This is a genomic window from Streptomyces sp. CNQ085, from assembly GCF_022614595.1.
Taxonomy (GTDB): domain Bacteria; phylum Actinomycetota; class Actinomycetes; order Streptomycetales; family Streptomycetaceae; genus Streptomyces.
In genome coordinates this window covers 1-15,962 of the sequence record NZ_JAJFAU010000116.1, presented here as the reverse complement: position 1 = coordinate 15,962, position 15,962 = coordinate 1, and the positions used below count along the sequence as shown (strand labels likewise).

Sequence of the window (15,962 nt, the reverse complement as noted above, 5' to 3'; positions counted from 1 at the left end):
GGCGACGGCGGCCCGCTGGCCGCCGTCGCGGCGGGGTACACGGTGTGCGCGCTGTCCTCGGGCGGCCTGCAGTACGCCTTCGTCCGCGCCGCCGCCCGGGTCAACCAGACCGTGCTGCTGGAGCTGCGCGGCCGGATCTACCGGCACGCCCAGGTGCTCAGCGTGGACTTCCACGACCGCTACACCTCCGGACGGCTGATCTCCCGTGCCACCACCGACGTCGAGGCGCTGCGCGAGCTGCTCGACGAGGGTCTGCAGGAGCTGCTGGGCGTGATTCTGTCGGTGGTCTACATCTGCTCGGTGCTGCTCTGGCTCGACCCGGGCCTGGGCGGTGCGGCGCTGCTCTCCTTCGTTCCGCTCCTGCTGCTCGTGCGGAACTTCCGGCGCCGCTCGATGCGGGTCTACCGCAGGAAGTCCACGGCCACCGCGGCGATGATCGTGAAGTTCGTGGAGACGATGAACGGCATCCGCCCGGTGCAGGCGTTCCGTCGCGAGCGGGCGGGCGAGACGGAGTTCGACCGTCTCAACGACCGGCATCTGCGGCTCAACGGGGACGCCATCCTGGAGATGGCCCGCTATGTGGTCTCCTCCCGGCTGGTGGCCAACACCGCGCTGGCCGCCATCGTTGTGTGGGGCGCCCACCGGGTGGCGTCCGGCTCGCTGGAGCTGGGTGTGCTGGCGGCGGCGGCGATGTACCTGCGGCGGCTGTACGACCCGATCGACCGGCTGGGGATGTTCCTCAACTCCTACCAGGGCGCGGCGGCCTCACTGGAGAAGATCGCCGGGCTGCTCGCCCAGGCACCCGGCGTCCCCGAGCCGGAGCGCCCCCGGCGGCTGCCGTCGCCGGCCGGCGGGCGGCCGGGCCGCACCGTGGTCTTCGAGGGGGTGCGTTTCGCCTATCGCACGGGCGGGGAGGTGCTGCCCCGCTTCGATCTGGAGATCCCGGCCGGGCAGACGGTCGCGGTGGTCGGCTCCACCGGCGCGGGCAAGTCCACGCTCGCCAAGCTGCTGGCGCGCTTCTACGACCCCACGGCGGGCCGGGTGCTGCTGGACGGCGCCGACCTGCGGGAGCTGGCCACCCCCGAGCTGCGGCGCGGGGTCGTGATGGTGACCCAGGAGGCGTTCCTGTTCTCCGGGACGGTCGCCGACAACATCGCGATCGGCCGTCCGGAGGCGAGCCGGGCGGAGATCGAGCAGGCGGCGCGGGCGATCGGCGCCCACGACTTCATCGCGGCCCTCCCCGAGGGGTACGACACCGATGTGCGCAAGCGCGGCGGCCGGATCTCCGCCGGGCAGCGCCAGCTGGTCGCCTTCGCCCGGGCGCTGCTGGCCGATCCGGCCGTGATCATCCTGGACGAGGCCACCTCCTCCCTGGACATCCCCGGTGAGCGCGCGGTCCAGCGGGCCATGGACACGGTGCTGCGCGGGCGCACCGCCGTGGTGATCGCCCACCGGCTTTCGACGGTGGAGATCGCCGACCGGGTACTGGTCATGGAGGCGGGGCGCATCGTCGAGGACGGCTCGCCGGCGGACCTCGTCGCGGGCGACGGCCGCTTCGCCGGGCTCCACCGCGCCTGGCGCGACAGCCTGGCCTGACGGGCGGCCCGGCCGGCGGAGCCGCACCCGCCGGCCGGGATCACCGCACCCGGCCCCCCGATCCTGGCGGACACCGGTGACGGCCCGGTTTCCCCGCCGTTTCCACCGCATCCGGTCATCGGACAGCGTTTTCCGACAGCTGACGGCTTCCGGCCGTTTCCCTTTCCTTGACGCGCTCCTGTCGTCGATCTCGTTGCGGTGCCGCTCCCTCCACGCTGTGCGCAGCCGTCTCCCCCACGGGGACACCCCCACATCCTCAGGCGCACCACCTTTCGTCTTCGCACCTCCTCCGAGCGAGGAGTACAGCGTGACAGGCAGACCCACCCCCGCGGCCCACGCCTGGGCCGCGGTCGTCGTCGGCTCCCGGCCCGACGACGACGGCGGCGGAGAGGAACCGCCCGGCGGCGACGTCCTCGAGAACACGGACGGGGCAGGGGAGCCGCGCCGGCGGCGCGGCTCCCCTGCCCCGTCCCCGGCGCGCCCGCCGCATCAGCGCATCAGCAATCCGGCGGCCTCCCGGGCTCCGAGGTCGTCCGGGGGCAGGGTCACCAGGCCCATCTCGGCCGGACCCGCCAGCAGCGGATGGGAGGGCAGGACGCGGACGGTGTAGCCGAACGGCCCGGTGCGGTCCAGCGCCAGCGGCCCCTCGTACAGCCTGCTCCCGTCTTCCTCCGGCCCGCCGGAGGGCTTGAGCGGTACGCACACCGCCTCCTCGCCCGTGATGGAGTCCGACTCGTCCACCCGTCCGGCGACCGCCTGCACCTCCACGTCGTCCGGCTCCAGGCCGCCGAGCGCCACCAGCACCCGCAGCGACAGCGAGGCGCCCAGCTCCACGGACTCGCAGACCGACTCCACATGGTCGATCGCCACCCGCGGCCAGTTCGCGCGCACCCGCGCCTTCCACGCCGCCAGCCGCCCGGCGGCGGCGGCGTCCAGCGCACGGTGGGCACGGGCGGCGGGGGTGTACAGCCGCTCGGTGTACTCGCGCACCATCCGGTCGGCGAGCACCTTCGGTACGAGCCTCTCCCGGGTCTGGCGGACCATCTCGATCCACCGTTCGGGCAGTCCGTCGCCGGCCGGTCCGCGGTCGTAGAAGCACGGCGCCACATGCTCGCGGAGCAGTTCGTAGAGGGCCGCGGCCTCCATGTCGTCGCGCCGCTCGCGGTCCTGCGCGCTCTCGTGCGCCGCGCCGGGCCCGCCGCCGTCGGCGGTCGGGATGGCCCAGCCGAAGTCCGGCTCGTACCACTCCTCCCACCAGCCGTCCCGCACCGAGAGGTTGAGGCAGCCGTTGAGCGCCGCCTTCATCCCCGAGGTCCCGCACGCCTCCAGCGGGCGCAGCGGGTTGTTCAGCCAGACGTCGCATCCGGTGTAGAGCCCCTGCGCCATGGCCATGCCGTAGTCGGGCAGGAAGACGATGCGGTGGCGCACCCGCGGGTCGTCGGCGAACCGCACCAGCTCCTGGATCAGCCGCTTGCCGCCGTCGTCGGCCGGGTGCGCCTTGCCCGCGACCACGAGCTGGACGGGCCGGGTGGGGTGCAGCAGCAGCTCGATGAGCCGCCCGCGGTCGCGCAGCATCAGGGTCAGGCGCTTGTAGGACGGAACGCGGCGGGCGAAACCGATGGTGAGCACGTCCGGATCCAGGACGCCGTCGATCCAGCCGAGTTCGGCGTCCGAGGTGCCGCGCTGCCGCCAGGACGCGCGCAGCCGCCGCCGCACCTCGTGCACGAGCCGCTCACGCAGGGTGCGGCGGGTCTCCCACAGTCCGGCGCCGCCGGCGTCGGCGGGCAGCGTCCGCATCTCGTCGGCGGTCCAGGTGGGGGCGTGGACTCCGTTGGTGACGGAGGTGATGGGCACCTCGGCGGCGTCGAAGCCCGGCCATAGTCCGGCGAACATCTCCCGGCTGACCGAGCCGTGCAGCGTGGAGACGCCGTTGGCCCGCCGGGCGAGCCGGAGCCCCATCACGGCCATGTTGAACAGTCCCGGGTCGCCGCCGGGGTAGGTCTCGGTGCCCAGCCGAAGCACCTGCTCCACGTCCACGCCGGGCAGCTCGCCGTCGTCGCCGAGATGGCGGGCGACCAGGTCGCGGTCGAAGCGGTCGATGCCGGCGGGAACGGGGGTGTGGGTGGTGAACACCGTCCCGGCGCGCACGACCTCCAGAGCGGTGTCGAAGGGGACGTCCTCCCCACTCATCTCCCGGATGCGCTCCAGTCCGAGGAAGCCCGCGTGCCCCTCGTTGGTGTGGAACACCTCGGGGGCGGGATGGCCGGTGACGCGGCAGTACGCGCGCACCGCCCGCACCCCGCCGATGCCCAGCAGCATCTCCTGGAGCAGCCGGTGCTCGCTGCCGCCGCCGTAGAGCCGGTCGGTGACGTCGCGTTCGCGCGGGGCGTTCTCCTCCACGTCGGAGTCGAGCAGCAGCAGGGGGACGCGGCCGACGCCGGCCCGCCAGACGTGGGCGCGCAGGGTGCGTGCGCCGGGCAGCCGCAGGTCCACGCGGACCGGGGCGCCGCCCGGCTCGCGCAGCGGTTCGAGCGGCAGTTCGTTGGGTTCCAGGACGGGGTAGTGCTCCTGCTGCCAGCCGTCGCGCGACAGGCTCTGGCGGAAGTAGCCGTGGCGGTACAGCAGTCCCACCCCGATCAACGGGACGCCGAGGTCGCTGGCGGACTTGAGGTGGTCCCCGGCGAGGATGCCGAGCCCGCCGGAGTACTGGGGCAGGGCCGCCGTGATGCCGAACTCGGGGGAGAAGTAGGCGATGGCGGCGGGCAGTTCGCCCTCCGCGCGCTGGTACCAGCGCGGCTCGGTCAGATACTCGCGCAGATCGCCCGCGGCGGCGGACAGCCGCTCCAGGAAGTCGCGGTCATGGGCCAGCTCCTCCAGCCGCCGGGCGGACACGGTACCCAGTGTCCGCACCGGGTCGCCGCCGGAGGCCTGCCAGCCGTCGGGGTCGGCCCGGCGGAAGAGTTCTCTGGTCTCGGGGTGCCAGGACCAGCGCAGGTTGTGCGCCAGGTCGCTGAGCGGTCGTAGGGGTTCCGGAAGGACGGGACGTACAGAGAATCGACGAATGGCCTTCACACCTCGACGGTAGCCGGATCCCGGCCGTTTTCGCCCCGTAACCCGTCATCACGTCACCAAAGGCTCCATGGGCGCATATGCGCGCACTCGTCGTGCGCCCGCGCATCGCGCCCGTGTCCGCCTCCCCCGGCCCTCCGCCGGGCGCCGGCGCGGAAAGAGGAGGATTTTCCCGGCTCATGGCGGGAACGGTCAGGTTGGGCACGTTTGCTTACCAGTAGTTCACATTGAGGCGGATGCCCGCCCCGTCCGGACGGGCATTCTCTCCTCCTACCGCCCTTCCCGGGGTCTCCCGGAACAACCGTCACGCCAGCCGAGTGAAAGCGGACAGGAGCGGCCATGCCCCCGGCCCGTCAACGGTCTGTGGAACAGATAGAAAGAACAGAACCATCCGTAACGCCACCAGGTGGTCCAATGATCGGTCGCATTCCCGTGCTGGACGTCCACCCGCTCGTCGACTGCGGGCGCCGCCCGGCGAAGGCCGTGGCCGGTGAGACCTTCCACGTCTCGGCCACCGTCTTCCGTGAAGGCCACGACGCGGTCGGCGCGAACGTCGTCCTGCGCGACCCGAACGGAAGCCCGGGCCCGTGGACCCCGATGCGGGAACTGGCGCCGGGCACCGACCGCTGGGGCGCCGATGTCACCCCCGGTTCGGAGGGCCGGTGGTCCTACACCGTCGAGGCGTGGGGCGATCCGGTCGGCACCTGGCGGCACAACGCGAAGATCAAGGTACCGGCGGGGATCGACGCCGAGCTGACCCTCACCGAGGGCGCGCTGCTGCACGAGCGGGCCGCCGCGGGAGTACCCGGGGACGACGGCCGCGCGGCCGTCCTGGAAGCGGCCGAGGGCCTGCGCGACGCCTCCCGCCTGGTCGCCGCGCGGCTGGCCGCGGCGCTGGCGCCCGAGGTGGTGGCCGCGCTGGACCGCCACCCGCTGCGCGAGCCGGTCACCGCCACCCGCCCCCTGCCGCTGCTGGTGGAGCGCAGGAGGGCGTTGTTCGGCTCCTGGTACGAGTTCTTCCCGCGCTCGGAGGGCGCGGTGGTGGAGGAGGGCGAGCCGCCCGTCCCCGGCACCCTGCGCGCGGCCGCCGAGCGGCTGCCCGCGATCGCGGACATGGGCTTCGACGTGGTCTACCTGCCGCCGGTCCACCCCATCGGCGAATCGTTCCGCAAGGGTCCCAACAACTCCCTCACCGCCGGGCCCCACGACGTCGGCAGCCCCTGGGCCATCGGCTCGTCCGCCGGCGGGCACGACGCGATCCACCCGGACCTGGGCACCTTCGAGGACTTCGACCGCTTCGTGGCGCGCGCCCGCGAACTGCGCATGGAGGTGGCCCTGGACTTCGCCCTGCAGTGCTCGCCGGACCATCCGTGGGTCAAGGAGCACCCGGAGTGGTTCCACCACCGCCCCGACGGGACGATCGCCCACGCCGAGAACCCGCCGAAGAAGTACCAGGACATCTACCCCATCGCGTTCGACGCGGACATGGCCGGGCTCGTCGCCGAGACCGTGCGGATCCTGCGGATGTGGATGTCCCACGGGGTGCGGATCTTCCGCGTGGACAACCCCCACACCAAGCCGGTCGTCTTCTGGGAGAAGGTGCTCGGCGAGATCAACGGGACCGATCCCGACATCGTCTTCCTGGCCGAGGCGTTCACCCGCCCGGCGATGATGCACACCCTCGCCAAGATCGGCTTCCAGCAGTCCTACACCTACTTCACCTGGCGCAACGGGAAGGACGAGCTCACCGAGTACCTCACCGAACTCTCCGGGGACGCGGCCTCTTACATGAGGCCCAACTTCTTCGTCAACACTCCCGACATCCTCCACGCGTACCTCCAGGAGGGCGGGCGCCACGCCTTCGAGGTCCGCGCGGTGCTCGCCGCGACCCTCTCCCCCTCCTGGGGGGTCTACTCGGGCTACGAGCTGTGCGAGTCGACACCGGTCGGGCCGGGCAGCGAGGAGTACCTTGACTCGGAGAAGTACCAGCTCCGCCCTCGCGACTGGGCGGCCGCGGAGCGTGCGGGCACCACCATCGCCCCGCTCCTCACCGAACTGAACCGGCTGCGCCGCCGCCATCCGGCACTGCAGGAGCTGCGCAACCTGCGCTTCCACCGCAGCGACAACCCGTCGATCATCGTCTATTCGAAGCACTGCGCACACCCGTACGCCGACACGGTTCTCACGGTGGTCAACCTCGATCCCCACCACACCCACGAGGCCACGGTCTCGTTGGACCTGGCGGAACTCGGCCTCACAACCGCTCAGGCCAGTGGCGCCGACCTTTTCCCGGTGCGCGACGAGCTCACCGACGAGACCTATCACTGGGGCAGGGACAACTATGTGCGCCTGGAGCCGGGCCGCGGCGCGGCGCCCGCGCACATCCTCTCCCTGCGACCGTCCCCACAGACCGGAGGGTCACCCAACCATGACCGTCAATGAACCCGTCATCGACACGTTCGAGGACACGCCCGCCAAGGACCGCGATCCCGATTGGTTCAAGAGGGCCGTCTTCTATGAAGTGCTGGTCCGGTCCTTCCAGGACAGCAACGGCGACGGCATCGGCGATCTGAAGGGCCTCACCGCCCGGCTCGACTACCTGCAGTGGCTGGGCGTGGACTGCCTCTGGCTGCCCCCGTTCTTCAAGTCCCCGCTGCGGGACGGCGGCTACGACGTCGCCGACTACACCTCCGTCCTCCCCGAGTTCGGCGACCTCGCCGACTTCGTGGAGTTCGTGGACGCCGCACACCAGCGCGGCATGCGGATCATCATCGACATGGTGATGAACCACACCAGCGACCAGCACCCGTGGTTCCAGGAGTCCCGGCGCGACCCCGACGGGCCCTACGGCGACTACTACGTGTGGGCCGACGACGACAAGCGGTACCCGGACGCCCGCATCATCTTCGTCGACACCGAGGCGTCCAACTGGACGTTCGACCCGGTGCGCAAGCAGTACTACTGGCATCGCTTCTTCTCCCACCAGCCGGACCTCAACTACGAGAACCCGCAGGTCCAGGAGGAGATGGTCTCGGCACTGAAGTTCTGGCTGGACCTGGGCATCGACGGGTTCCGGCTGGACGCGGTCCCCTACCTGTACGCGCAGGAGGGCACCAACTGCGAGAACCTCCCGCAGACCCACGAGTTCCTGAGGAAGGTCCGCTCCGAGATCGACGCGCACTACCCCGACACCGTGCTGCTGGCCGAGGCCAACCAGTGGCCGGAGGACGTCGTCGACTACTTCGGCGACTACTCCAAGGGCGGCGACGAGTGCCACATGGCGTTCCACTTCCCCGTCATGCCGCGCATCTTCATGGCGGTGCGGCGCGAGTCGCGCTACCCGGTCTCCGAGGTCCTGGCCAAGACCCCCGCCATCCCCTCGGGCTGCCAGTGGGGCATCTTCCTGCGCAACCACGACGAGCTGACCCTGGAGATGGTCACCGACGAGGAGCGCGACTACATGTACGCGGAGTACGCCAAGGACCCGCGGATGCGCGCCAACATCGGCATCCGGCGGCGGCTGGCACCCCTGCTGGACAACGACCGCAACCAGATCGAGCTGTTCACCGCCCTGCTGCTGTCCCTGCCGGGCTCGCCGATCCTGTACTACGGCGACGAGATCGGCATGGGCGACAACATCTGGCTGGGCGACCGGGACGCGGTGCGCACCCCGATGCAGTGGACGCCCGACCGCAACGCGGGCTTCTCCTCCTGCGATCCGGGCCGGCTGTTCCTGCCCACGATCATGGACCCGGTCCACGGCTACCAGGTCACCAACGTCGAGGCCGCCATGAGCAGCCCCTCCTCGCTGCTGCACTGGACCCGCCGGATGATCGAGATCCGCAAGCAGAACCCGGCCTTCGGACTGGGCACCTACACCGAACTGCCCTCCTCCAACCCGGCCGTGCTCGCCTTCCTGCGCGACTACGGGGACGACCTGGTGCTGTGCGTGAACAACTTCTCGCGGTTCCCGCAGCCCACCGAGCTGGATCTGAACGCCTTCGGCGGACGCCACCCGGTGGAGCTGATCGGCGGGGTGCGGTTCCCTCCCATCGGGGAACTGCCGTATCTGCTGACCCTGGCCGGACACGGCTTCTACTGGTTCCGGCTGCGCGAGCAGGCGTGAGGGGGAAGTAGGGCAGGCATGGACAGCGGCGGCCCGGGAACAAGCCGTAACACGGACTGGGCCCGGGCCGCCGCGGGCAGTATCCCTCCCACCACCGATCGCACCGCTCGAAGCAGTTCGCTAGCCCGCTTGGTGGGTACTCCCCGACACGTCCCGCACCGCCGGACAGCCACAGCCGCAATCCGGGACACTCTGCCGTACCTTTCGTGTGCCCGGGGAAAGGACGCCATGTCGGACAGCTCCTCGCCGCGCGCCGCCGTCGTCGCCACGCGCGAGCCGGAGGGCGCGGCGCTGCTGCGTTCGCTCACGCCACTTCTCACCGAATGGCTTCCGCGGCAACGCTGGTTCGCCGGGAAGGGGCGGCCCGTCAGCGGATTCGCCCTCGTCGCCGCCACCGAGCTGCTGCCGTGCACGGGCGGGGCCGCGCCGGGTCTGCTGCACCTGCTGGTGCGGGCCCGCCAGCCCGGCGGGCCGGAGCAGACCCATCCGGTCCCCGCGGACTGCTACCAACTGCTGCTGGGCGTGCGCGACGCCCTGCCGCCGCCGCTGGCCGGTTCCCTGATCGGCCACCCCGCCGACGGGCCGCTGGCCGGCCGCACGGTGTACGAGGCCCTGCACGACCCGCGGCTGGCCGCCGTGCTGCTGGAGCGGCTGCGCTCGCCCGGCCGACTCGGCCCACTGCTCTTCCAGCGGGAGCGCGGCACCACGATCCCGCAGGGGCTGCCGCCCAGGCCGCTGAGCGTGGAGCAGTCGAACTCCTCGGTGGTCTACGGCGACAGCCACATCCTCAAGCTGTTCCGCCGTGTCAGTCCCGGCGTCAACCCCGACCTGGAGCTGCCGCTGGCCCTGGCGCGGGCCGGGTCGGACCGGGTGCCCGCACCGGCCGCCTGGTTCGACGCGCGTCCCGGCGAACGCCCCGGCGAGGGCGGTGAGGCGGGCGAGCCGATGACGCTGGGCGTGCTCCAGCCCTTCCTGTCCGGCACCAGCGATGGCTGGCAGCTCGCCCTGGGCTCGCTGGCGTCGCACGGCGACTTCTCCGGCTCCGCGCGTGCACTGGGCCGGGCGATCGCCGAGGTGCACACCACACTGGCGCAGGCGCTGCCGGTGACGGCGCTGGGGCGCCGCCAGCTGGAGTTCATCGCCTCCGGCATGAACGAGCGCCTGGAGGCCGCGGCCGCCGCCGTACCCGCCCTGCACCCGTACCGGGGGAAGCTGCACACCGTCTTCGATGCCGTCGCCGGACTCGGCCGCGGCGGACGGTCCTGGTCCGCCCAGCGCATCCACGGCGATCTCCATCTGGGCCAGGCGCTGTGCGCGGGGGACGACGGCCGCTGGTCGGTCATCGACTTCGAGGGCGAGCCCGCCCGTCCCATCGCCGAGCGCCGCCGCCCCCAGCCGGTGGTGCGGGACATCGCGGGCATACTGCGTTCCTTCGACTACGCGGCGTGCCAGCACGCCCGGTCCTCCCCGGGCGAAGCCGGGTGGGCCCGCCAGTGGTCCGAGAAGAACCGTGACGCCTACTGCTCCGGCTACGCCGAGGCCTCCGGCTCCGACCCGCGCGACGAGGACGTCCTGCTGCGCGCGTACGAGACGGACAAGGCCGTCTACGAAGTGCTCTACGAGGCCAGGCACCGCCCCGCCTGGCTCGCCATCCCGATGTCCGCCGTCCAGCGGCTCGCGGACACCTGAACGATTCCGTGCACAGGAGGCCTCTTCCGTGACCCCCCGTCCCGACAGCCGACCGCTCTCCGAAACCTCCCCGCGGCCCGTCCGCACCGGCGGCCGGGACGGGGACGCCATCCCGGCCGCCTCCCCCGGAGCCGCCGGTCCGAAGACCCCGGCCGGGACCGCAGGTCCCTCCGGGAGGGATGCCGCCGGGAAGACCGCGGCGTCCGGGTCCGCCGCGAAGGCCGCCGCGAAGAAGACCGCCAGGAAGACGGCCGCCAAGAAGACCGCGACCGAGAAGGTCGTGGCGAAGAAGGCGGTGGCGAAGAAGGCCGCCGCGAGGAAAACGGCCGGGAAGAAGACCACCGGGAAGGCGGCGGCCGGGAAGACCGCCGCGGAGAAGGTCCCCGCGAAGAGGACCCCCGCGAAGAAACCCGCCAGGACCGCGGCGGCCGGGAAGGCGGCGGCCGGAAGGGCGGCGGCCGGAAGGGCGGCGGTGTCGGAGCCCGCGGCCCTGCGCCAGGAGGAGCCGCTGAAGGACCACGCCCCCAACTGGCCCGGCGCCCGCCCGCCCGCACCGCACCACGGCGACGACGTCCCGGTCGGACGGGGCACCGGACGCGCCGCTCCGCTCGACCCCGGCGAGCGGCAGCGCCTGCTGCACGGCTCCCACCACGACCCGCACACGGTGCTCGGCGCGCGCCGGGTGCCCGGCGGGGCACTGTTCCGGGCGCTGCGGCCGTACGCCCGCTCCGTCACCGTCCTGACCGAGGGGGCACGGGCCGAGCTGCACGACGACGGGGACGGGCTGTTCTCCGGGGTCCTCCCGTCGGCCACCGGGCCCTCGACGCCCTCCTACCGGCTGCTGGTGCGCTACGGCGAGGAGCCCGGCGAGGACGAGCTGGAGGTTGAGGATCCATACCGCTTCCTGCCCTCGCTCGGCGAGCTGGACCTGCACCTGATCGGCGAGGGCCGCCACGAGGAGCTGTGGCGGGCGCTGGGCGCGCGCCCCATGACCGTCGACGGGGTGGCCGGCACCCGCTTCACCGTCTGGGCGCCCAACGCCCTGGGCGTGCGGGTCGCCGGGGACTTCAACCGCTGGGACGGCACCGCCTGCCCCATGCGCTCGCTGGGCGGCAGCGGCGTGTGGGAACTGTTCCTGCCCGGGGTCGGCGCGGGCGCGCTGTACAAGTTCGACATCACCCGTCCGGACGGCTCCCACACCCTGCGCGCCGACCCGATGGCCCGCCGCACCGAGGCCCCGCCGGCGACCGCCTCGATCGTGGAGGAGTCGGCGTACGCCTGGCACGACGAGGAGTGGCTGGCGCGCCGTGCCGAGCGCGCCCCCCACCGGGCGCCCCTGTCCGTCTACGAGGTGCACCTGCCGTCCTGGCGTCCCGGGCTGACCTACCGCGAACTGGCCGAGCAGCTCCCGGCGTACGTGAGGGACCTGGGCTTCACCCATGTGGAACTGATGCCCGTCGCCGAACACCCCTTCGGCGGCTCCTGGGGCTACCAGGTCACCGGTTTCTACGCGCCCACCGCGCGGATGGGCACCCCCGACGACTTCCGGTACCTGGTCGACCGCCTCCACCAGGAGGGCATCGGGGTGCTGATGGACTGGGTGCCCGCGCACTTCCCCAAGGACGAGTGGGCGCTGGCCCGCTTCGACGGCACCGCCCTGTACGAGCACTCCGACCCGGCCCGCGCCGAGCACCCGGACTGGGGGACGCTGGAGTTCAACTTCGGCCGCACCGAGGTCCGCAACTTCCTGGTCGCCAACGCCGTCCACTGGTGCGAGGAGTTCCACATCGACGGCCTGCGCGTGGACGCCGTCGCCTCGATGCTCTATCTGGACTACTCGCGCGAGTCCGGCCAGTGGACCCCCAACATGTACGGAGGCCGGGAGAACCTGGACGCGGTGTCCTTCCTGCAGGAGATGAACGCCACCGTCTACCGCCGCTGCCCCGGCGTGATCACCGCCGCCGAGGAGTCCACCGCCTGGGACGGCGTCACCCGCGCCACCCACCACACCGGCCCGGGCGGCTTCGGCGGGCTGGGCTTCGGCTTCAAGTGGAACATGGGGTGGATGCACGACTCCCTGGAGTACATGGTCAGGGAGCCGGTCCACCGCAGGTACCACCACAACGAGATGACGTTCTCGATGGTGTACGCCTACTCGGAGAACTACATCCTGCCCATCTCCCACGACGAGGTCGTGCACGGCAAGCGGTCGCTGGTGTCGAAGATGCCGGGCGACTGGTGGCAGCAGCGGGCCGGCCACCGGGCGTACCTGGGCTTCATGTGGTCCCACCCGGGCAAACAACTCCTTTTCATGGGGCAGGAATTCGCCCAGGGCGCGGAATGGTCGGAGGCGCACGGGCCGGACTGGTGGCTGCTGGACCCGGCGTACTCGGCCGCCGGCGACCACCGGGGGGTGCGGGACCTGGTCCGCGACCTCAACCGCGTCTACACCGCCACGCCCGCCCTGTGGGAACTGGACACCGATCCGGCCGGCTTCTCCTGGATCGAGGGGGGCGCGGCCGACGACAACGTCTTCGCCTTCCTGCGGTACGCCGCCGACGGCTCACCGCTGATCGCCGTCTCCAACTTCTCCCCCGTCGTCCGGCACGGCTACCCGATCGGCGTCCCCGGGGGGATCCCCGCCTGGCGGGAGGTCCTCAACACCGACGCCGCGCGGTACGGCGGGAGCGGAGTGGGCAACCCGGAGGCGCTGAAGGCGGACGCGGCCCCGGCGCACGGTCGTCCGGCCGGCATCACCCCGACACTGCCGCCGCTGGCGGCGGTCTGGCTCGCCCCCGCCTGAGCACACGGCGAGTCGCGGCGGCCCTGCCCGGTGGGGGGACGGGGCAGGGCCGCCGCAGGTGGCCCGGGGCGTCCACGGGGAGGTCGTACGCCCGCGGGCTCTCTGGCGGCGGGCCCGGTGGGGGCGGGGTCCCGCGTGGAGCCTTGGTGACTATGCACCCGGCAATGGGACCGATCACGATTGCGTGCATTACGTGCACAGAAAACCGTTCGAAAGACGGGACTCCGGTCGTTCCGGATCCCGGCGAGGGCCGGTCTCCGTCGCGATACGGGGATCGCCGGGGCGGGCGAGCGGGCAGACTGGGACCCATGCGTCTGTCCCGCCCCCGCAGTCTGGCAGGTCGGCTCTTCGCGATGCAGGTCGTGGTGGTGGTCGCCGCGGTGGCCGGATGCGCCCTGTTCGCCTGTCTGAACGACCGGCGACAGGCCGAGGCCGCCGCCCGGCACCGCGCCACCGCCACCGCCACCGCGATCGCCCGCTCGCCCTCGGTCGCGGAGGCGATCGGGTCGCCGGACCCGAGCGCGCTCCTCCAGCCTTACGCCGAGCGGGTCCGCAGCGACACCGGCGTCACCTTCGTCACGATCATGGATCCGCGCGGCATCCGCTGGACGCACCCCGAGCCGGACCGCATCGGACTGCGCTTCGTGGGCAACACCGGCCCCGCCCTGCGCGGCGAGACCTTCCACGAGACCTACACCGGGACGCTCGGTCCCTCGGTGCGGGCGGTCACCCCCGTCCGCGACGGCGGCGGGCGGATCGTGGGGCTGGTGAGCGCCGGGATAGCCGTCGAGCGGATCACCGACGAGGTGGAGCGGCAGGCGGCCGCCCTGCTCGCGGTGGCCTCGGGCGCGGTGCTGACCGGCGGGCTGGGCACCTACGTGATCAACACCCGGCTGCGCCGCCACACCCACGGCATGAACGCCGCCGAGCTGAGCCGGATGCACGCCTACCACCAGGCCACGCTGCACGCCGTACGCGAGGGGCTGGTCATGCTCGACGGGCGACGCCGTATCGTCCTGATCAACGACGGCGCCCGCGAGCTGCTCGGCCTGGCCGGACGCGAGGCCGTGGGGCTGGGCGTCGCCGAACTGGGGCTGCCCGCGCCGCTGACCGGGGCGCTGCTGGCCTCCGAACCACGGATGGACGAGGTCCATCCGACCGACGAGAGAGTGGTCGTGGTGAACACCTCGCCGGTATCGGCACGCGACCTGCGCGGCACGGTGGTCACCCTGCGCGACCACACCGAACTCCAGGCGCTCACCGGCGAGCTGGACTCGGTGCGCGGCTTCGCGGAGGCACTGCGTTCGCAGGCGCACGAGGCCGCCAACCGGCTGCACACCGTCGTCTCCCTGATCGAGCTGGGGCGCGAGCGGGAGGCGGTCCGGTTCGCCACCGCCGAGCTGGAGCTGGCCCAGGCGCTGACCGACCAGGTGGTCGCGGCGGTCGCCGAGCCGGTGCTGGCCGCGCTGCTGCTGGGCAAGGCGGCGCAGGCCAACGAGCACGGGGTGGAGCTGGTGCTCACCCCGGACAGCTGCGTCGACGACGGCCTGCTGCCTCCGGACCTGCCTGCCCGGGACCTGGTGACAGTGCTGGGCAACCTGATCGACAACGCGCTCGACGCCGCGTCCTGCGCCGCCGGGGACACCGCCGCCCGGATCACGGTGACCGTGCGGGCCTCGGAGCACGAACTGCTGCTGCGCGTGGCCGACACCGGGCCGGGCATCGGGGCACGGGAGGCCGGAGAGGTCTTCCGGCGCGGCTGGTCCACCAAGACCGGCGAGCTCGCGAGCCGGGGGCTGGGCCTGGCACTGGTACGGCAGGCCGCACGGCGGCACGGCGGCACCGTGGAGCTGACCGGTGCGGCCGGCGGCGGCGCGGAGTTCACCGTACGGCTGCCGCTGCGCGCCGCGGCGGGGACGACGGCGTGACCGGGCCGGGGACCGGGATCGGTGCGGGGTCCGAGCCGATCAGAGTGCTGGTGGTCGAGGACGACCCCGTGGCCGCCGACGCCCACGCCCTGTACGTCTCCCGGGTGCCGGGCTTCGCCGTCGCGGGGGTGGCGCACTCCCGGGCGGAGGCCGGCCGGGCCCTGGAGCAGCTGGACGTCGATCTGATCCTGCTGGACCTCTACCTCCCCGACGGCCACGGCCTGGCACTGGTGCGGGCGCTGCGCGCGGCGGGCCACACCGCCGACGTCTTCGCCGTCACCTCGGCCCGCGACCTGGCCGTCGTGCGCGAGGGGATCTCGCTCGGGGTGGTGCAGCACGTGCTCAAGCCCTTCACCTTCCCCACGCTGCGCGAGAGGCTCCAGCGCTACGCCCGTTTCCGGGAGACGCTCACCTGCGCGGGCGCGGAGGCCGGCAGCCAGGCGGAGGTGGACCGGGCACTGGCCGCCCTGCGGGCGCCGGGGCGCGTCACGCTGCCCAAGGGGCTGAGCCCCGCCACCCTGGAGGCGGTCACCTCCGCGCTGCGCTCGGCCGCCGGAGAAGGGCTGACCGCCTCCGCGGCGGCCCGGCGGGTGGGTGTCAACCGGATCACCGCCCGCCGCTACCTGGAGTACCTGGTCGGCGCCGGGCAGGCCGAGCGCACCCCGCGGTATGGGCAGGTGGGACGGCCGGAACTGTACTACCGCTGGTGCGGCTGACGGGGAGCCGGCGGGCGCGGCGGACAGCGCCGCGC

The 15,962-nt window shown here is 72.7% G+C and carries 8 protein-coding genes; 7 read left to right on the top strand and 1 reads right to left on the bottom strand.

The features are described 5' to 3' along the window. Positions 1 to 1,596 (top strand): ABC transporter ATP-binding protein (locus tag LJ221_RS17990; protein ID WP_241717757.1); only part of this gene is annotated, 1,596 nt, incomplete at its 5' end. Positions 1,597 to 2,085: 489 nt separating this feature from the next. Here LJ221_RS17990 and glgP read toward each other — a convergent pair. After that, the gene (gene glgP / locus LJ221_RS17985) at positions 2,086 to 4,668 is read right to left on the bottom strand and encodes an alpha-glucan family phosphorylase (protein ID WP_241717756.1); all 2,583 of its coding nucleotides are present in this window, start codon (positions 4,666 to 4,668) and stop codon (positions 2,086 to 2,088) included. 411 nt (positions 4,669 to 5,079) lie between these two features. Here glgP and LJ221_RS17980 point away from each other — a divergent pair, with 411 nt between their 5' ends. From LJ221_RS17980 to LJ221_RS17955, 6 genes are all read left to right on the top strand, one after another. After that, positions 5,080 to 7,107: an alpha-1,4-glucan--maltose-1-phosphate maltosyltransferase gene (locus LJ221_RS17980; protein ID WP_241717755.1), complete on the top strand. Its 2,028-nt coding sequence runs from the start codon at positions 5,080 to 5,082 to the stop codon at positions 7,105 to 7,107. Continuing rightward, entirely contained in the window at positions 7,094 to 8,791 is a 1,698-nt protein-coding gene (treS, locus tag LJ221_RS17975) for a maltose alpha-D-glucosyltransferase (protein ID WP_241717754.1), read from the top strand. Before LJ221_RS17980 ends, treS begins: the two co-directional genes overlap by 14 nt. Positions 8,792 to 9,019: 228 nt before the next feature. Beyond that, complete coding sequence (locus LJ221_RS17970) at positions 9,020 to 10,480, top strand: phosphotransferase (protein WP_241717753.1); 1,461 nt, start codon at positions 9,020 to 9,022, stop codon at positions 10,478 to 10,480. Positions 10,481 to 10,508: 28 nt separating this feature from the next. Then, positions 10,509 to 13,283, top strand: a complete 2,775-nt coding sequence (glgB, locus tag LJ221_RS17965; protein ID WP_241717752.1) for a 1,4-alpha-glucan branching enzyme — start codon at positions 10,509 to 10,511, stop codon at positions 13,281 to 13,283. Between the two features lie 308 nt (positions 13,284 to 13,591). Beyond that, positions 13,592 to 15,211, top strand: coding sequence for a sensor histidine kinase (locus tag LJ221_RS17960; RefSeq protein ID WP_241717751.1), 1,620 nt, complete (start codon positions 13,592 to 13,594; stop codon positions 15,209 to 15,211). Continuing rightward, a complete protein-coding gene (locus tag LJ221_RS17955; protein ID WP_241717750.1) occupies positions 15,208 to 15,927 on the top strand; it encodes a response regulator in 720 nt (239 codons plus the stop codon). The genes LJ221_RS17960 and LJ221_RS17955 overlap by 4 nt, the downstream gene beginning before the upstream one ends. The last annotated feature ends 35 nt before the right edge of the window (positions 15,928 to 15,962 follow it).